The sequence below is a fragment of the Kitasatospora nipponensis genome (assembly GCF_039528135.1).
Taxonomy (GTDB): Bacteria; Actinomycetota; Actinomycetes; order Streptomycetales; family Streptomycetaceae; genus Kitasatospora; species Kitasatospora nipponensis.
Map to the genome: position 1 here is coordinate 1 of NZ_BAAALF010000054.1, position 18,895 is coordinate 18,895.

Annotated in this window: 12 protein-coding genes; 8 read left to right on the forward strand and 4 right to left on the reverse strand. The window is 73.5% G+C overall.

Features of this window, described 5'->3' with window-relative positions; genetic code table 11:
• The 3 genes from ABD323_RS17265 to ABD323_RS17275 form a co-directional block, all read right to left on the reverse strand.
• On the reverse strand, positions 1-343 hold a 343-nt coding region (locus ABD323_RS17265; protein WP_425556037.1), incomplete at its 3' end, for a DUF7158 domain-containing protein.
• Positions 340-4,839 (reverse strand): glycoside hydrolase family 38 N-terminal domain-containing protein, encoded by a 4,500-nt coding sequence (locus ABD323_RS17270; protein ID WP_344442519.1) that lies wholly within the window; start codon positions 4,837-4,839, stop codon positions 340-342. The genes ABD323_RS17265 and ABD323_RS17270, both read right to left, overlap by 4 nt.
• A gap of 64 nt (positions 4,840-4,903) precedes the next feature.
• Entirely contained in the window at positions 4,904-5,944 is a 1,041-nt protein-coding gene (locus tag ABD323_RS17275) for a LacI family DNA-binding transcriptional regulator (RefSeq protein WP_344442520.1), read from the reverse strand.
• Between the two features lie 211 nt (positions 5,945-6,155).
• Here ABD323_RS17275 and ABD323_RS17280 point away from each other — a divergent pair, with 211 nt between their 5' ends.
• From ABD323_RS17280 to ABD323_RS17305, 6 genes are all read left to right on the forward strand, one after another.
• Positions 6,156-7,484, forward strand: a complete 1,329-nt coding sequence (locus ABD323_RS17280; protein ID WP_344442541.1) for an ABC transporter substrate-binding protein — start codon at positions 6,156-6,158, stop codon at positions 7,482-7,484.
• The gene (locus tag ABD323_RS17285; protein ID WP_344442521.1) at positions 7,484-8,413 is read left to right on the forward strand and encodes a carbohydrate ABC transporter permease; all 930 of its coding nucleotides are present in this window, start codon (positions 7,484-7,486) and stop codon (positions 8,411-8,413) included. The genes ABD323_RS17280 and ABD323_RS17285 overlap by 1 nt, the downstream gene beginning before the upstream one ends.
• On the forward strand, positions 8,410-9,345 hold the full coding sequence (locus tag ABD323_RS17290) for a carbohydrate ABC transporter permease (RefSeq protein WP_344442522.1): 936 nt from the start codon (positions 8,410-8,412) through the stop codon (positions 9,343-9,345). The genes ABD323_RS17285 and ABD323_RS17290 overlap by 4 nt, the downstream gene beginning before the upstream one ends.
• A 47-nt stretch (positions 9,346-9,392) precedes the next feature.
• Positions 9,393-11,888, forward strand: coding sequence for an endo-beta-N-acetylglucosaminidase (locus ABD323_RS17295; protein ID WP_344442523.1), 2,496 nt, complete (start codon positions 9,393-9,395; stop codon positions 11,886-11,888).
• A gap of 256 nt (positions 11,889-12,144) precedes the next feature.
• Positions 12,145-12,930: an HAD family acid phosphatase gene (locus ABD323_RS17300; RefSeq protein WP_344442524.1), complete on the forward strand. Its 786-nt coding sequence runs from the start codon at positions 12,145-12,147 to the stop codon at positions 12,928-12,930.
• A 366-nt stretch (positions 12,931-13,296) separates the two neighbouring features.
• Positions 13,297-13,704 (forward strand): PPOX class F420-dependent oxidoreductase, encoded by a 408-nt coding sequence (locus ABD323_RS17305; RefSeq protein WP_344442526.1) that lies wholly within the window; start codon positions 13,297-13,299, stop codon positions 13,702-13,704.
• A 93-nt stretch (positions 13,705-13,797) separates the two neighbouring features.
• On the opposite strand, the gene ABD323_RS17310 is transcribed toward ABD323_RS17305, so the two are convergent.
• The gene (locus ABD323_RS17310) at positions 13,798-16,503 is read right to left on the reverse strand and encodes an ATP-binding protein (RefSeq protein WP_344442527.1); all 2,706 of its coding nucleotides are present in this window, start codon (positions 16,501-16,503) and stop codon (positions 13,798-13,800) included.
• Positions 16,504-16,764: 261 nt separating this feature from the next.
• Between ABD323_RS17310 and ABD323_RS17315 the strand changes: the two genes are divergently transcribed.
• The gene (locus ABD323_RS17315; protein WP_344442528.1) at positions 16,765-17,049 is read left to right on the forward strand and encodes a hypothetical protein; all 285 of its coding nucleotides are present in this window, start codon (positions 16,765-16,767) and stop codon (positions 17,047-17,049) included.
• Between the two features lie 121 nt (positions 17,050-17,170).
• Positions 17,171-18,778, forward strand: coding sequence for a M1 family metallopeptidase (locus ABD323_RS17320; protein ID WP_425556038.1), 1,608 nt, complete (start codon positions 17,171-17,173; stop codon positions 18,776-18,778).
• Positions 18,779-18,895: the final 117 nt, after the last annotated feature.

Sequence of the window (18,895 nt, forward strand, 5' to 3'; positions counted from 1 at the left end):
CCACGATCGACCCCAGTTCGACGGCGGCCGCCGCCGCCAGCGGGGCCTCCCCCGGCGCCGGCAGCGTGAGTCCCGCCTGCTCGGCCTGCTGCTCGCAGAGCGCCTCGGTGATCAGCACCTGGGCCACCCAGCGGTGCAGTTGGCGGTCCTCGGCGGTCCCGGGCGACGGCAGCAGGCCGGCCCGGGAGCTGCGGCGCAGCGCGTCGATCCTGCCGCGCAGCCGCGCGGGCGCGAGCGGGACGCCGTCGATCCAGGCGATCGCCTCCGCCGACGGCGCCCCCTGCGGCGCGTGCGGGTGCGCGTGCGGGTGTTGGTGCTGGTGTCCCGAGGCGGCGAGTGTCATCGGACGGCTCCGATCCGCAGCGGCACGCAGGCCGAGTACTGCACCCGGCCGAACCACATCACCTTCGCCAGCACCCAGGCCGCTCCCCCGGGGTGGTCCGGTGGCGGCGTCACCGCGAAGCCCACCTCGCACACGCCGTGCGCCGGCACCAGGGCCGGCCTGGTCACGACCGGCAGGCTGGTCCACGTCCCCCACGGCGAGACCAGCTGGACCTCGGCCCGGATCTCGCCGGCGGTGCGGTTGGCCAGCCGCAGCCGGAACTCGCCGTGGCCGCCCGGGCCGACCTCGACCACTTCGCCGAGCACCTCGACGTCCAGTCCGGTGGGCCGGCCCTGCTCCTCGCTGACGCCCTGGTGGTCGGGCTGGGCGCGCTCCTCGACGACCGGCGCGGCGGGCAGGATCAGCCGGGCCTGCGGGTCGTCACCCAGCACCACCGACAGCACGTCCTCGACGGTGTTCGCCGGGTCGGCGGGGGCGGCCACCGTCAGGCGGGCGCTGACGAAGTGGATCCCCTCGACCGCCCCGGGCCCTGGGCGCAGCGTCACGGTGAAGCGCTGGTGGCCGTCGGGGGCCAGGCCGAAGACCCGCGAGGGCGGCTCGGCGCTCCAGCCGTCCGGGACCAGCAGGTCGACCACGCCCTCCACCGCCGCGTCGCGCAGCTGGCTGCGCAGCACCACCTCGACGGTGGCCTCCGGGCCGCTGCCGGCCGTCGTGCCGGCCGGTGGGGCGGGCAGGTACAGCACGGCCGGGTCCAGGGTCACCGAGACCGGCAGGTAACCCATCGGCGCCGGGCCCTTGTTGTGCAGCCAGTAGCGGGCGTACACCGCGCGGACTACCTCGCCGGCCGGCCCGAGCAGGTCCGTGCGGCCCGGCGCGACCGACTCGCTCTCCGCCTCGGGCCCGGCCTCGGACACCGACCCCGCCCCCGGCTCGTACGCCGGACCCGCGGTCACGGTCGCCACCTCGAAGCCGCCCAGCGCGATCTGCCCCAGCCCCGGCAGCGGCTCGCCCGGGACCTCCAGCAGGTTCGCCCGCCGCGCCGCCCCCAGCGGCAGCGCCGAACGGACCCGCGCGGTGCCGGCGGTGCCGGTGCTCTCGGCCAGCCGCAGGGTCACCGCGGCGGCCGGGTCGACGGGCACCGCGCTGCCGCGCGCGATCGGGTTGCCGGTCGGCTTCAGGGTGGCGAGCAGGACGTCGCGGGCGGGCTCGACGGCGAGCAGCTCGTGCCGGGCCGGCAGGTCGCCGCCGCTGCCCGGCAGCGCCCGCGCGATCAGCGGGGTGCTGAACTCCTGGCCGCGCGAGGGCAGTCGCAGCTCCCGCCAGTCCCCGTCGCCGGCCACCAGGGCGTAGTCGAAGTCATGGGTCCAGTGCTGGAGTTGGAAGCCGCTGCCGTCGGGGACGGTGCGCCGCGGCGGGTCCAGCCAGATACCCGAGGGCCAGCCGGTGCAGGAGCGCATGAGGGACAGGTGCAGCGCACCGGTGGGGTCCACCGCGAAGCCGGGCAGGCCGTAGGTGAGCAGGGCCACCGTGCGCCGTTCGCTCTGCTCGACCGGTCCCGGCCCGGCGGTGGTCGCGGTGATCCGCGCGTCGGCCAGCTCCTCGACGGCCCGGGCCACCCGGCGGACGAGCGCGGCGCCGTCCGTTCCGGCCAGCACCAGCGCGGGCAGCGCCGCCAGGTCGCGCAGGTCGGCGCCGGGCTGCCAGACCTCGCGCAGCGGCCGGTCGGCCGGCACCCAGAGCGCGGCGCTGCCTTCGGCGGCCAACTGTCGTTCCAGTTCAGCTCGGTAGGCCGGATCGCGACCGGCCAGCAGCTCGGCGGTGAGCGCGTTCTGGGTGGGACCGCCGAGCAGGATCCGCACGTCCGGCAGGTTGGAGTCCACCTCCAGCCAGCCGTAGCGCGAGCCCGCGGCGCTGGAGGTGGTCGCGGTGACCCCGGCCCGGGCCAGGGCCACCACCAGCTCGCGGGCGGTGGTGGCGCCCGTCTCGTGGGTGTCCACCACGACCTCGGCGATCGCGACGGCCCGCGCGCCGAGCCGCTCGCCACTCGGGGCGCCGATCTCGATCCGGACGGTGCTGCCCAGCCCGAACCAGGTGTTGGCCGGATTGTCCAGGGTCCACGGCTGCTGGGCGCTGTCCACGTCGGGCAGCGCGAAGCCGCGGCCGATCACGGCGGCGGCCACCTCGCAGAGCGGCAGGCCGCCCTCGACGTCCACCGGGAACCGGACCCGCAGCAGGCGGTCGGCGCCGGTGAAGTCCAGCACCCTGGTCCGCAGGTCCAGCCGGTCGCCGCCGTGGTGCAGGGTGAGGGTCTGCTCGTAGCGCACCTCGGCGACCGTGCCGGTGACCACGATCCGGCTGCCGAGCCCGCTGCGCTCCACGCGCACCTGCTCGGCGGGCGCCGAGGCGCTGCCGGTCACCGCTCCGGTGGGCAGCAGGTGCCAGGGTCCCTCGCCCATGTCGGGGTGCGCGGAGTACTCCTGATGGACCATCAGTTCGTTTCCCAGCCGACCCGGTTGCAGCACCTCGCGGTCGGTGGCCAGGTCGACCAGCGAGCTGACGGCGCCGCCGCGGGCGGGGTCCACGGTGATCCGGTAGTGCTCGTTGGCGATCGTCCAGCCCTCGTCGGCGGGCAGCGTCAGCCAGCCCGTCGGCGCGGCCTCGTCGGCCACCAGGCGCCAGCTGCGCCAGCCGATGCCGGGCACCTGCTCGGCCCGGAAGCCGAGCACCACGCTGCGCTCGCCGGCCGCCTCCAGGACGAGCGGCACCCGCTCTCCCCGGTCGTCGCGCAGCGCGTAGCCGGCGGCGGGCAGCAGCGCACGGTCGATCTCGATCCGGACCGGGCCGGAGCGCGGGAAGGACATCGTGTTGAGGACGACCACCGCCGTCCCCTCGCCGCGGGTGTCGATCCGGGCGGTGAGCCGCCCGGCCACCGCCTCGCGCACCGCGCCGGCCAGGTCGTACGCCTCGCGCCAGCCGGTCAGCAGGTCGAGGTAGACCTGGTCCGACTCCGAGCCGGTGATGGCGTCGTGGTGGGCGCCGTAGGCGAGTTGGCGCCAGACCTTGTCCATCGCGGCCTCGGGGTAGCGGCCCTCGCCGAGCAACGCCGCCAGCGTGGCCAGCTTCTCGGCGTCGGTGGCCGCCACCTCGCCGGCCCGCTGGGCCTGCTTGGTGTCGATGTAGGAGACGTCCTTGCCGGTGTAGATCGGGTTCATGTCCCGTGACTGCGGCGAGGGTTGGACACCGCGCTCGGCCAGCTCGGTGCGCACCGCGGTGAGGAAGTCGCGCGGCGTGCCGCAGACGAAGCGCGGCCACAGGTAGCGCGCGTTCCAGTCGTGGTGGATCGCGGTCACCCAGCGGTTGGGCGGGGTGTAGTCGGTGCCCACCGGCAGCAGCAGGTTCCGTGTCGCGCCGACGGGCTGGAGGATCCTGAAGAGGTCGTGGACCGCCTGCTCGGCCTCGGCCAAGGTGGCGGAGGAGTCCATCCACCAGCCGGCCGAGTAGTGGTGGGGCATGTAGTGGGTGAGCACGCCCTTTCCGCTCGGCGCGATCCACTCGAACTCGCTGGGGAACTGCATCAGGGTCGCGTCGCCCTTGGCCTCGCGGAAGTTCTTCTGCACCGGCCCCCACTGGTGGAACGGGCCGCGGGCCCAGGCGCTGCCGGTCAGCCCGGCGTCGGCGAGGTAGCCGGGGAACTGCGGGTCGTGCCCGAAGACGTCCAACTGCCAGGCGGTGCGCGGGTCCCCGCCCAGGATGTCGCGCTGGTACCCGACGCCGTAGACGATGTTGCGGATCGTCGTCTCGGCGCCGGTGAGGTTGGTGTTGGGCTCGTTGTAGGTGCCGCCGAGCAGCTCGACCCGGCCCTCGGCGAGCAACGCCCGCAGCTCGGCCAGCCGTTCGGGGTGGGTGTCGAAGTACGGCTTGAGGTAGTCGATCTCGGCCAGCACGAAGGTGTACACCGTCTCGCGGGCGGCCAGTTCGAGGTGCGCGTCGATCAGCGCGAAGGCGTTGTTCTCCCAGAGCCGGCGGGTGGTGCCGTCGGCGGCCAGCAGCTCGGACGGACAGGTGTAGGCGGCCTGGGTGTTCCACCAGACGGGGTCGTAGTGGAAGTGCGGGACCAGGTACATGGTCCAGCCCGGCTCGGCCACCGTGAGGTGTCCCGCTCCGCGGGCCAGCACCGCGCCGTCCGCGCGGCTGACGGTGACCTCCAGCGGCAGCCGCCGGCCGGTGGGCGCGGACTCCACCAGGATCGGCAGCTCCAGCACGGCGGCCTCGCCCCGGCGGGTGAGCGTGTCCGCCTCCAGGTGCACCGCATGGGCCTGGCGCAGGCCCGGGCCGGCGGCCGTGACGCTCAGCGGGCCGGAGCGCAGCAGCCCCTTGCGGCCCAGCCGCACCCGCAGCACCTGGGCCGGCCGCTGCGACGGGCGCGGTTCGCCGGGCCGGCCGGACGCTCGGACGAACAGGTCGGTCGACTCCACGGAACGAACGTCAACGGGCATGGCCACCTCGGGATGCAGCGAGTCGTCTCGGTCGGCCGACGGTAGGACGGGCGCGCGGCCGATGTCAACGTTGTCCTACGGTCAGCTCCCCCGAACCGCGCGGAATCAGCCGGGTCTGCACCCGAATGGTCCGCACCGGCCGTTCGGGCTGGCGCAGACGCTCCACCAGCAGGTCGATCGCGGTGCGCCCCACCGCCGCCGGGTCCTGCGCGACGACCGAGACGGCCGGGCGCACCAGGTCCGCCAACTCGAAGTCGTCGAAGCCGACCAGGGCCGGCGGGTGCGGCTCGTCCACCAGCTCGCGCAGGGCCGCCATGGTGATCGCGTTGTTGCCGGTGACCAGCGCGGTCACCGGGTCGGGCGCCGCCCGCCAGCGTCGCAGCAGGGTGGCGATCCGCTCGTCGTCGGGCCGGGCGAGGTCGATCTCCTCCTCGCGCAGGCCCAGACCGTGCACCTCGGCGGTGGAGCGGAAACCGGCCACCCGCTCGCGGGCGGTGAAGATCTCGGGCGCGTCGCCGAGGTAGCCGATCCGGCTGTGCCCGTGCCGCAGCAGGTGCTCGACCGCGTCCCGCACCCCGCCGGCGTTGTCGGCCAGCACCGCGTCCACCTGGATGCCGCGGGCCGGCCGGTCGATGGCGACCACCGGGATGCCGCTGTCCAGCACGCCCTGCAGGTAGTCCTGGGACTCGGCGATCGGCGTGATCACCAGGCCGTCCGGCCGCCGGCCGGCCATCGCGGTGGCCAGTTCGCGCTCCCGCTCGGCCCGGTCGTGGGTGGAGGTGACGAAGACCGCCAGGTCGTGGTCGCGGGCCCGCTCGGCCGCCGCGTCGCAGATCGCCGCGAAGAACGGGTCGGAGACCGCGCGGACCAGCAGCGCGACGGTCCCGGTCCGGCCGCGGCGCAGCTGGCGGGCACTCTCGTTGCGCACGTAGCCCAGTTCCTCGACGGCCTGCCGCACCCGCTGGGCGGTCTGCGCCGAGACCTTCCCGTCGCCGTTGACCACCCGCGAGACGGTCTTGAAGGAGACCCCGACGTGCTCGGCCACGTCCTTGATCGTCGGCAGCCCCGGGGGGCGCCGGCCGCCGCCCTGGCCGGTCGTGGTCACAACCACTTCCCCATCCCGCTCTCTTGACAGCCCTGATGTGCAAGGCCAATGCTACCCCCACGCATTGACAACGTTGTCCCTTTCTGACCGCCGGCTTCCTGCCCTCGGAGGGGACGCGAACGCTCGGGTTGACCCGGGGAACCGCGCCCGGTCCCCCTTCGCAGAGTCGCGATCACCTGGTGACCGCGGCGCCACGGTCCGGAGAGTGAAGATGAAGCGTTGGCCCACCAAGACCGCGCGACCGCGCGCGGCCGCCCTGGCCGCACTCGCCCTGTCGGTCGCGCTGACCGGCTGCGGCGTGTCCGGTGAGAAGACCTCGGCCGCCCCGAGCGCGGGCGGCGCGATCGAGGGCGAGATCACGCTGCGCACGCTGGAGCTGAAGCCCAAGTTCACCGACTACGTCCAGGGCGTCATCGACGCCTTCCAGCAGAAGTACCCCCAGGTCAAGGTGAAGTGGGAGGACGTGCCCGGCGACGGCTACAACGACAAGCTCGTCACCGACGCCCAGGCCGGCACCCTGCCCGACGTGGTCAACGTCAACACCGACTCCTTCGACCTGCTGGCCGGCCGCGACCAGCTGGCCGACATCGGCGCCCTGGACCCGAGCGCCAAGGACCGCTACGTGCAGGGCGCCTGGGACACCTACCGCAGCCCGGGCAGGAGCGGCACCTACGCCTACCCCTGGTACGTCACGCCCGAGATCATGAGCTACAACAGCGACCTCGCCGCCCGGGCGGGCGTCGACCTGTCCCACACGCCCGCCACCGTGGACGCCTACTTCGACATCGCCGAGCAGGCCGCCAAGGCCTCCGGCGGCGCGTACTACGCCTTCATGGCCGACCCCGGCTCCCGACTGCCGGGTGACTGGCAGAAGATGGGCATCCCACTGCTGGCCGCCGACCGGAAGTCCTTCGTCTTCGACACCCCCGACGCGGTGCACTGGGTGCAGCGGATGAAGGACCTCTACGCCGAGGGCGCGATGCCCAAGGACTCGCTCACCGACGGCAAGAACCTCGACCAGCTCTTCGGCTCCGGCAAGCTGCTCTTCGGCCCCGGCTCGCCGAACTTCCTGGCCCAGGTCAAGGAGAACTCGCCGCAGACCTACCCGAAGATCAAGGTGCTGCCCGCGGTGACCGGCACGCTCGGCCACATCGGCATCTACACCCAGGCGCTCGCGGTCAACCGCACCTCCCAGCACGCGACCGCCGCGGACGCGCTCGCCTCCTGGGTGACCAACGGGCCCAACCAGGTCGCCTTCTCCAAGATCGTCTCGATCTACCCGTCCAACACCGACGGCCTGGCAGACCCCTACTTCGCCGACCCGGGCGACGGTTCCCCGGTCAGCCAATCCCGGGTGGTGGGCGCCACCGCGCTGCGCAGCGCCGACATCGACGCCAACACCCCGGCGCAGTGGAACTCCGCGGTCGGCGACGCGGTCAAGGCCCTGGTCCAGAAGGCCATGAAGGGCGAGATCAGCCCCGCCGACGCCCTCGCCCAGGCGCAGCGGCAGGCGAACCAGCTGCTCGCGGAGAAGCAGTAGTGGCTGCGGTCGGCGTCGCCGCGCCGGGCCGCCGGCGCGCCGCCCCCAGCGGCGCCGCCCGCTACCGGCGCTGGTGGGTGCCCTACCTGTTCCTGCTGCCCGGGCTGCTGGCGGTGCTGGTCTTCAGTCTCTGGCCGTTCGTCAACACCGTCATCCTGTCGCTGACCAACGCCCGTGTCCTGCAAGGCGGTTCGTTCGTCGGACTGAACAACTACGGCCGGGCGCTGCACGATCCGGCGTTCTGGCTGGCCTTTCGCAACAGCATGCTCTACGCCGTGGTCTGCGTGCCAGTGCTGGTCGTCCTGCCGCTACTGCTGGCCCTGTTGGTGAAGGACCGGATCCCCGGCATCGGCTTCTTCCGGTCCGCCTACTACACCCCGGTGATCGCCTCCAGCGTGGTGGTCGGACTGATGTGGCAGTGGCTGCTGGCCAGCGACGGCATCGTCAACACCGTGCTGCGCCGGCTCCAACTGGTCGGCTCCCCGGTCCCGTTCCTCACCGACAGCACGCTGCTGCTGCTCTCCTGCATGGTCGTCACCGTCTGGAAGGGCCTGGGCTACTACATGGTCTTCTACCTCGCGGCCCTGGGCAACGTGCCCGCCCAGCTGTACGAGGCGGCCGCCATCGACGGCGCGGGCGCGGTGCGCCGCTTCCGGCACATCACGGTGCCCTCGGTACGGCCGATGATGCTGCTGGTCGGCACGCTGTCGACGATCTCCGCCCTGCGGGTCTTCACCGAGGTCTACATCCTGGGCGGGCGCGGCGGCGGACCGGGCGGCGAGGCCAAGACGCTGCCCTTCCTGATCCGTGATCTGGGCGTCGGCTACCGGGGGTTGACCGGCTACGCCTCGGCGATCGGGATCATCCTCTTCCTGGTGACGCTGGTCTTCGCCCTCGCCGGCCGGCGGCTGGGCCGGGAGGAGGCGTGAGCACCGTGACCCGCCTCGCACGCTCCACCCGCTCCACGCGGCACGGCACCGGCACCGGCACCGGCACCGGCGGCAACGCGGGTGCGGTGCGCCCACCGCTGGGCCCCACTCCCCGGCGTCGGCGCCGCTGGCCGCTGCTGCTGCGCTACGCCGTCCTGGTGGCGGTCCTGCTGGTGATGTTCTTCCCGCTCGTGTGGCAGCTGCTGACCTCGCTCAAGGGGCCCGGCGAGAACATCTACGACGGCTTCCTGCCCCGGCACCCCAGCCTGCAGGCGTACCGCAAGGTCGCCCGGACCTTCCCGCTCTGGTCCTACCTGGGCAACACCCTGGTGGTGGCGGCCCTGGCGGTGAGCAGCAACTGCGTCTTCGCGGCGATGGGCGGCTACGCGATGTCGCGCCGGGGCTGGCGCGGGCGCCGGGCCGTGCACCTGCTCTTCGTGGCCACCCTGATGTTCCCCTTCGAGTCGGTGATGATCTCGATGTTCCTCGCGGTCCGCTCGATGGGCCTGATCGACACCCTGGTCGGGGTCTGGATCCCGGGCGCGGTCAGCACGTTGAGCATCCTGATCATGCGCACCGCCTTCCTCGCCGTGCCCGACGAGCTGGAGGAGGCCGCGGTGCTGGACGGCGCGGGCGAGTGGCGCCGGTTCTGGTCGGTCTACCTGCCGCAGACCCGCGGGACCCTGGCGGTGATCGCCATCACCAGCTTCATCGGGGCCTGGGACGACTTCCTGTGGCCGCTGATCGCGCTGCGCTCCAACGAGCACTACACCCTCCAGCTCGGACTGGCCACGCTCTCGGGCTCGTTCACCAACGACCAGCGCCTGGTCGCGGCCGGTTCGATCATCGCGCTGCTGCCCATCGCGGTGCTCTTCTTCGCCCTGCAGCGCGTCTTCTTCCAAGGCATCGCGGACGGCGCGGTCAAGGCCTGACGCGCCCTGCCACCACCCGCTCCCCACCCCCACCCAGGAGACTGACCGTGAAACGCTTCCTGACCGCCGCCCTCGCGTTAGGCCTGGCCCTGACGGCCGGCGCCCTGGCACCGAACGGCGCGCCCACCGCCGCGGCCGCCGCCCCGGGCGCGCTGACGCAGCCTGCCGCCACGGACCTTCGGACAGACGTGACCACGCCGGCGGCCGCGGCCACCGGCACCCAGCCCTACGCCTCCTCCTGGTTCCCCAGCACCCTGCTGACCTGGGATCCGGCCACCGACCCCGACGCCGCCTTCAACCGCTCGCACGTCCCGCTCCAGCCGCGCAGCAGCGACCCCGTCCTGCGCGCCAACCCCAACGCGCAGGCGGGCGCGGGTGGCATCACCTCGCTGGTCTCCTTCGGGCCGACCTCCAACAACCCCTCGCAGGGCTCCGCCGGCCCGAACTACTACGCCTTCAGCCACTGGCAGTACCTGGACAAGCTGGTCTTCTGGGGCGGTTCGGCCAGCGAGGGCATCATCCTCGCCCCCAACGCCACCGTGATCGACGCCGCGCACCGCAACGGCGTCAAGGTCTACGGCAACGTCTTCTTCCCGCCGACCGCCTACGGCGGCCAACTCCAGTGGGTGCAGCAGTTCCTGCAGAAGTCCGGCAGCACCTACCCGGTGGCGGACAAGCTGGACCAGGTCGCGCAGTACTACGGCTTCGACGGCTGGTTCATCAACCAGGAGACGGACGGCGGCAACACCGCTCTCGCCACCTCGATGCGCGACCTGATCCGCTACGCGCACAGCCGCGCGCCGGGCACCGAACTCATGTGGTACGACGCGATGACCACCGACGGCTCGGTCAACTGGCAGAACGAGCTCGACGGTTCGAACGACGCCTTCCTCCAGGAGAACGGCTCGCGGGTGGCCGACTCGATGTTCCTCAACTTCGGCTGGAGCACCGGCCAGCTCGCCTCCTCGGCCGCCGACGCCCGACGGCTGGGCCGCAGCCCCTACGACCTGTACGCCGGCGTCGACACCGAGGCCAACGGCTCGGCCACCGCGGTGAACTGGTCGGCGCTCTACCCCGCCGGGCAGCCGCACACCACCTCGCTGGGCCTCTACCGCCCCGAGTGGACCTTCAACTCCGCGAGCGACCGCGCCGACTACTACGCCCGCGAGTCGCGCTTCTGGGACGGGCCCACCGGGGACCCGAGCACCGCCCCGACCGCCGACGCCTGGCCCGGGCTCGCCGCCTACCAGGCCGAGTCCACGCCGGTGACCGGCAAGCCGTTCGTGACCTCCTTCAACACCGGCCAGGGCGACCGCTCGTTCGTCGACGGGCAGGTGATGGCCACCGGCGGCTGGAACAACCTCGGCCTGCAGGACGTGCTGCCCACCTACCGCTGGCTGGTCTCCCCCGCCGGCAGCGGGCTCACCCCGAGCCTGGACTTCACCGACGCCTACAACGGCGGCAGTTCGCTGCTCCTGACCGGCACGCTGAACTCCCCCGCCACCGTGCGGCTCTACCAGAGCAGGGTTCCGGTGGGCGCGACCACCCGGCTCGACCTCACCCTCAAGACACCGGCCGCCGGCGCCACCCACCTGAGCGCCGCGCTCTCCTTCACCGACGCCCCCACCACCTTCACCCACCTCGACCTGGGCAGCACCACCGGGACCGGCTGGGAGACCAGGTCGCTGGACCTGTCGGCCTTCGCCGGCCGCACGATCGCCCAGATCGGCCTCTACGCCGCCGGACCGGTCGGCAACTACACCGTGCACGTGGGCCAGTTGGCCCTCTACGACGCTCCCGCCACCGTCGCCGCCCCGAGCGCGGTGACCGTGCTGGGCAGCACCGACACCGCGGCCGGTACCAAGTCGCTGCGCCTGGGCTGGCAGGCACCGGCATCGGCATCGGCATCGGCGGTGCACCACTACAACGTCTACCAGCGCGACGCCGACGGCTCGCGCCGCTACCTGGGCGGCACCGACGGCACCGCGTACTTCGTGCCGGCGCTCACCCGCGCCGGGACCGACGCCGCCACCACCGTCGAGGTCGAGGCGGTCTCGGCCACCTTCCAGCGCTCGGCGGTGGCCACCACCACCGTGACCTGGTCGGGCACCGGCCAGCCGGGCAACCTCGCGCTCGGGCGCACCGCCACCGGCAGCACCCCGTGCAACGCGGCGGAGGGCCCGGCCAAGGCGGTCAACGGCAGCGTCACGGGCGGCACCAGCGACAAGTTCTGCACCCTGGCGGCGAGCAAGTACCTCCAGGTCGACCTCGGCGCCGTCCATCGGGTGAGCGGCTTCACCGTGCGGCACGCCGGCGCCGGGGGCGAGAACCCGGCCTGGGACACCCGGGCCTTCACCATCCAGCTCTCCACCGACGGCACCACCTGGAGCACGCCGGTGAAGGTCACCGCCAACACCGCCGACGTCTCCACCCACGCCATCACCGCCGGCTCGGCCCGCTACGCCCGACTGAACATCACCACCCCGACCCAGAACGGCGACCCGGCGGCCCGGATCTACGAGTTCGAGGTCTACGGCACCTGACCGCACCGGGCGGGTGGCGCTCGAAGGGCCACCCGCCGAGGCCCTTCTCGGCCCCCGGCGCACCCCCGTGTGCGCCGGCCCGGAGACCCGGCAACCGCAAGGCGCATCACGCGTAGACAACGCGCATAGACAACGCGCATAGATTCCCTCTTGACCACCGTGGTTACCGGGCCGTACGGTCTGGGGCGGCCGCCGCCTGACGAGCGATGGGCGACTCGCGCCCCGCCACGCGGCGGTAGAAGGAGCTGACCCCTCGATGCTCGGACGAACCCTCAAGAACCACTCCCGGACGGTCGCCACGCTCGCCGTCGGCGTCCTGGTGGGCGGCGCGGTGGCGGGCGGCAGCTTCGCGATCGCCGACTCGTCGACGCCGCGCACCGACCGGCAGATCACCAACATGACCGACGAGGTCAGCAAGATCAAGGCGTACTACGGCGACACCGTGGACGCCGGCGGCGAGCACTGGCCGTCCGCGACCAGCAACTACGCCAAGCAGGTCGCCGCGATCGAGAACGACGCGCAGAAGTACCTCGACAACAAGGCCAAGCACGACCGCGGCACCAAGAAGGCGATCGTCCTGGACGTGGACGACACCTCGCTCTCCACCTACAACTACGAGTTGGAGACCACCTTCGTCTACAACCCGACCAGCAACGCCCAGTACATCGCCACCAAGACCATGCCGGCCGTCTTCGGCATGAACACCCTGGCGACCCGGGCCGCGCAGGAGGGCTACACCGTCTTCTTCATCACCGGCCGCCCCGAGGCCCAGCGCGCCTCGACCGCCGCCAACCTCGCCGCCGTCGGCTTCCCGACCGCCGACGCCGAGCACCTGTTCCTCAAGAACAACGCGACCCCGCCGCCGTACCTCCCGTGCGCCCCGACCTGTACGACCATCCAGTACAAGTCCGGTACCCGGGCGCACATCGAGAGCCTCGGCTACCAGATCGTCGCGGACTTCGGCGACCAGCAGAGCGACCTGTCCGGCGGCCACACCGAGCGCACCTTCAAGATCCCCAACCCGATGTACTACCTGCCGTAACCGGCGCCCGGCCACCATGGTCCGCCCACCGCGCCCCGCCGGGCCGCCGTGGGCGGACCCATGACGTTCGGGTCACCCCGCCCGACCGTCCACGGGTCATCATTTCGAGGGATTCCGACCGCCCGTGGCCGAGCGCGCCGCCCACCGGGCCCCGGTCCCGCCGACCCCGGCCGCGGCCGCTCGCAGCGGGCCGACGACGGACCCGCGCGGGCCGGGCGGTGTGCTGCGGGTGGCTCAGACGGTGGCCGTGGGGCACCGTGCGGCGGGCGCGGCCCGACCTAGGGTGATCCCGACGCAGCCGGGAGACGGGGGAGGTGTCCCGGTTCCCGCCGCGTCGACCACCACTGCGAGGAAAGGCCGTGCCCCGTGTCTGCGCTCCTGTCGGACGACCTGAAGAAGCTGATCGACGACTCGCCGGTCTTCGCGACCGTGGCGACGATCCAGCCCGACGGCAGCCCCCAGCTGTCGGTGGTGTGGCTGACCCGGGACGGTGACGACCTGCTCTTCTCCACCACCGTCGGCCGCCGCAAGGAGGTCAACCTGCGCAACGACCCGCGGCTCACGGTCATGATCAACCCGCACAACGCGCCCTACACCTACGCCGAGGTCCGCGGCTCGGCCGCGCTCACCACCGAGGGCGGCCAGGAGCTGATCAACGCGCTGTCCCGGAAGTACACCGGCAAGGACTACGCCGACTTCAACCCGGCCTCCGTCGACGACGCCGAGCGCGTCGTCGTGCGGGTCACCCCGCGCAGGGTCGTCGGCTCGATCTGACCACCCCCCGCTGCGCGCCGTGCCCACGCCGGGCGCCGCGGCAGGGGCGCGGCGGGGGCCCGGTCACCCTCCACCGGGCCGGCGCCCCCCGGCTCACCGGGTCGGCGCCTCCTCGTCCGTCCCGCCCTCCCCGAGTGCCGCCAGCCGCTGCCGGATCGCGTCCGCCCGGGGCAGCCCGAGCTCGCGGTAGACGTCGTACGCCTGCCGCCAGTGCGCGAGGGCCAGGTCCCGCTGCCCGAGGGCGTCGTGGGCCTCGCCGAGCCCGGCGTGGGCGCGGGCCTGCTCGTAGCGGTCCGCCAACTCGGCCGCGAGCGTGAGCGCCTGCTCGTGCAGCAGGACGGCCGCCGCCGGATCGCCACCGGCCGCAGCGTTCTCCCCCAGCATGTTGGTGCTGTCCAACTCCACTATCTGGTCACCGAGTTCGCGGGCCATGGCGAGGGCCCTGCGGTGCAGTTCGGTGGCCTGTCCGTACTGCCCCAGCCGCGTGCGGACCACACCCAGCAGGGTCGTGCTGCGCGCCTCCCCGGCCGGGTCGCCGACCTCCTGGAAGATGGCGATGCTCTGCTCGTGGTGGTCGATCGCCTCCGGGTAGCGGCCGGACCGCTCCAGGTAGGCACCCAGGTTGCCCAGGATGATCGCCTCGACCACCCGGTCGCGCACCTCCCGGACCAGGACCAGGGCCTGGCGCAGGTACTCGCCGCCCTCCTCGTCCCGCTCCATCCGGATGTGGATCACCCCGAGGTTGCACAGCGTGCGGGCCTCGACCATGCGGTCACCGATCTCGCGGGCCACCGCGAGAGCCTGCCGATGGTGCTCCACGGACTCGGCGTAGTGGCCCAGGCGGTCATGGGCGAGGCCGAGGTAGCCCAGGATGTGCCCCTGTCCCACCCGGTCACCGAGCTCCCGGGCCGACTCCAGGGCCAGCGTGCTCTGTTCGATGGTCTCCTGGTAGCGACCCAGCTGCAGGTAGGTCAGTCCCAGGTTGCCCATCACCCGGCTCTCGCTGGCCCGGTCCCCGATCGCCCGGGCCAGCGCCAGCGCCCGCTCGAAGTGCTCGATCACCACCGGATAGTGCCCCAGGCGCCACTGCACCGCGCCCAGCGTGATCAGCGCCTGCACCTGCCCGGCGCGGTCCAGTTGGGCCTCGGTGGCGTGCAGGGCGGCGGTGTGCAGGGCGAGCGCGTCGCCGAAGCAGGCGTGGACGTCCAGGTAGCGGTGCAGCACGCTCGACAGGTCGCTGGTCTCCCCCGGCAGACCGGCCCGGTCCGCACCGAGCGCCGCGGCGACCAGGTTGAGCCGCTCCACCGACAGCCAACTCTCCGCCTGTGCCACATCATTGAACTCCAGGCCGCGACTGCCGGGCAGCTCCGGCAGGCGGTCGAAGGGTGTCTCGTGCGGGTAGAGCAGGGTGGTGGCCCGCACCGCGCTGCGCCGGTAGTGCTCCAACAGCCGGCCCAGGGCGGCGCGGCGGCCGGCCGCCGGCTCCTCGGTGTCGGCGGTGCGGATGGCGTGCCGGCGGAGCAGGTCGTGGAAGGTGTAGCGGCCCGGCGCGTGCTCGACGACGAGGTGGTGGTCGTACAGGTCGTCCAGCAGGTCCTCGGCCTCGGCCGGTGACACGTCGGCCAGGGCGGCGGCCGCCGGCGCGGCGAAGTCCTCGCCGGGGTGCAGCCCGGCCAGCGTGAACAGGCGCCGCTGGCCGGCGGTGAGGGTCTCGTAGGAGACCGCGAACGCCGCCGCGACGCTGTGGTCCTGGACCGACAGCTCCGCCAGTAACCGGTGCTGATCGCGCAGCCGGACCAGCAGGTGCTCCGGCGTCCAGGTCGCGCGGTGGGCCAGCCGGGCCGCGGCGATGCGCACGGCCAGCGGCAGGCGCCCGCACAGGGTCACGATCTCGACCACCGCCTCGCCGTGGCCGGCCACCCGGGCCGGGCCGACGATCTCGGTGAAGAGCGCCACCGCCTCGTCCGGGCCCAGCACGTCCAGCGACATCCCCACGGCCCCCGCGAGCGCGGGCAGCCGGCGCCGGGAGGTGATCAGGACCAGGCTGCCGGGGCTGCCCGGGATCAGCGGACGCACCTGGGCCGCGTCGGCCGCGTTGTCCAGCACGATCAGCAGCCGGCGGTCCGCCACCTCGCTGCGCCACAGCTGGGCCCGGTCCTCCACCTGCTCCGGCAGCCGGTCGTCGCCGACCCCGACCGCCCGCAGCAGGCGGGCCAGCGCGGCGCCCGCGTCCAGCGGACTGTCCCCCGGGGTGAAGCCGTGCAGGTCCACGAAGAGCTGCCCGTCCGGGAACCCCTCGGCCAGCAGGTGCCCGACGTGGACGGCGAGGGCCGTCTTGCCCACCCCGGCCATCCCGTCGATGGCCGAGATCACCACCGGCGCCGCGGGCTGCCGGCTCCGCCCGGCGACCAGCTCCAGCAGCCCCGCCACCTCGACGCTCCGGCCGGTGAAGTCCGGTACGGCGTAGGGCAGCAGCCTCGGCACCACGCGCCCGGGCGGACCGCCGGGCGCCGGCTGCGCGGCGGCCGCGGACGAGGGGTCGCCGGCGCTCGCCCCCGCCACCGCGCCTTCCTCCGGCTGCCGGCCGCGCGAGGCCGTCAGCAGGCGGTCGCGCGTCGCACCGTCGAGCTTCAGCGCGTCGGCCAGCCGGCTCACCGAGGAGACGCGCGGGCGGCGGCGCCCGGTCTCCAGCACGCTGATCGCGTGCGTCGAGATCCCTGACTCCTCCGCCAGCTCCTCCTGCGTCCAGCCGGCCTGGAGCCGCAGGTCCCGCAGCAGTCCCCCGAAGTCCACAGTCACCCTCAGCCCCATCGGTCCGGTCCCACCCGGCCCTGACCTTAGGCTCCGCCGCCCCGAAGCGCCAGACGAACGCCAGATCAACGCCATGGAGTGCGCGACGCCGCGCGACCAGGATGTTCCTCATCCGGCCGGGACCATCGACGCCGGTCAGCACCGAGAACAACAGGGGTGCCAGCAAAGGGATATGACGATCCGTCAGATCATCGACCGATCGCTCGGACCACCCGATTCCGCGCACCCCGCCATCAAGGGGGATGAATCATGCGAAACCACGAGTGTGCGACCCGCCGGTCCGGGTGGTCGGGCCGGCGCGGCACGGCGGCGCTGGCCACACTGCTCTGCGCGGCGGCCCTCGGCGCCCCGGCCGCAGCCGTGACCGCGACGGCGACGGCAGCCGGGACGGGGACGGTGGCGGCCACCGCGGCCGGCGCGGCCCTCACCGCCGGCAGTACCGAGGGAGCGCGGGCGGGCCGGAGCGGCGCACCCGCGGCCCATGGGGCGAAGGGACACCCGCGGCTGGCCAGCTTCATCGTCTCCGGCGACTAGGGCACGTCGGTCCCTGAGCCACCGGCCGGGCGGCGCGCGACCGGGCGCGCCGCCTGCGGCGAGGAGCGGGGGCCGGGCGCGTAACGTGATCGGGAGCCGACCCACCGTCACCTCCCGGGATGTGATCACACTGCGCGCCCGACCCGCCCCCCTCGCCGTCGCCCTCGCACTGCTCTGCGCCGCCTGCTGCTGCGCCCTGCCCACCGCCGCACCGGCCCGGGCAGTCTCGCAGGCAGCGGGGGCGCCGACCCCCGGCGTGGGCGATCCGGTCTTCCCGGCCCTGGGGAACAGCGGCTACCACGTCGAGGCGTACGACCTGGCCTTCCGCTACCGGCCGGACACCCGCACGGTGGACGGCAGCACCACGATCACCGCCCGCACGGACCGCCGGCTGACCCGCTTCGAGCTCGACGCGCTCGGCCTCGACATCCACCGCGTGCTGGTCGACGGGCGACCGGCCGCCTTCGCGACGCACGACGAGAAGCTGCTCGTCACCCCCGCCGACCCGATCGCCGCCGGCCACCCGCTGAGCGTCCTGGTGGAGTACGGCGCCGACCCGCGCCGGGCCCTTGCGCACACCGGCTGGGTGCCGACGCCGGGCGGGTTCGCGGTGGCCGGCCAGCCGCAGAGCGCGCACACCGTCTTCCCCTGCAACGACCACCCCAGCGACAAGGCCCGCTTCACCGTGCGGATCACCACGTCGGCCGACACCTTCGCGGTCGCAAACGGCCTGCTGACCGGCACCGCCCGCACCCGCGGCGCGACGCCGGGGCAGGACACCGTGACGCGCACCTACGTCCCGCTCCACCCGATGGCCACCGAGTTGCTCCAGGTCGCGGTCGGCGACTACACCGTGCGCCGCCGCCAGGGGCCCGACGGCCTGCCGCTGCGCGATGTCGTCCCGCCCGCCCGGGCCGCCGCCCTGGAGCCCGCACTGGCCCTGGCGCCCGGGCAACTGGCCTGGCTGGAGGCCCGGTTGGGACCGTTCCCACTGGAGACCTACGGGCTGCTGCCGGTCGACAGTGACGCCCCGGACGCCTTCGACTTCACCGGTCTGGAGACCCAGACCCTGACCCTCTACAAGCCGGGCTTCCTGCTGCAGCCCGAGCCGCGGATCGGCTCGCACCAGATGCACGAGCTGGCGCACTCCTGGTTCGGCGACAGCGTCACGCCGGCCACCTGGGCGGACCTGTGGCTCAACGAGGGCCACGCCGACTTCTACGGCCTGCTCTACCGCTACGAGCGCGGCTGGACCGAGCCGGGCGGCCCGCAGTCGCTGACGCAGCGGATGGCGGACGTCTACCGCCAGGCCGACCAGTGGCGCCAGGACTCCGGACCGGTCGCGGCGCCGAACGCCGCCGACCTCTTCGACAGCCAGCGCTACCTCGGCGGCGCCCTGGTGCTCTTCGCCCTGCGCGAGCGGGTCGGGGAGGCGGCCTTCGAGCAGATCGAGCGCACGTTCGTGCAGCGCTTCCGCGACCGGACCGCGAGCACCGCCGACTACCTCGCGGTCGTCGACGAGGTCACCGGCCAGGACCTGGACGGCTTCCTGACCGCCTGGCTGCGCGGCACCCGGGTCCCGCCGATGCCCGGCCACCCGGAGTGGACGCCGGCGCCGGCCCAGGCGACGGCCGCCCGCACGGCCGGCGCGGTGCCGCGCGGCACCGGCACCCTCGACCCACCGGCAGGCGCGGCGGCCACCCCGGACATCCCGGCCACCGCGGGCTGAGCGGGCGTCAGGGCGCGGGGGTTCGACGCTCGCGCCCGCGGTCGGGTAGGGTTCCGACTCGCTGGCGAGAAGACCCCATCGAGGAGGTGAGACCCGTTAACGCTGTTCCAGGTCGGG

Coding starts and splice junctions, on each gene's coding strand:
- ABD323_RS17315 (WP_344442528.1), top strand. CDS start 16,765: ATGCGAAACCACGAGTGTGCGACCCGCCGGTCCGGGTGGTCGGGCCGG.
- ABD323_RS17280 (WP_344442541.1), top strand. CDS start 6,156: ATGAAGCGTTGGCCCACCAAGACCGCGCGACCGCGCGCGGCCGCCCTG.
- ABD323_RS17300 (WP_344442524.1), top strand. CDS start 12,145: ATGCTCGGACGAACCCTCAAGAACCACTCCCGGACGGTCGCCACGCTC.
- ABD323_RS17270 (WP_344442519.1), bottom strand. CDS start 4,839: ATGCCCGTTGACGTTCGTTCCGTGGAGTCGACCGACCTGTTCGTCCGA.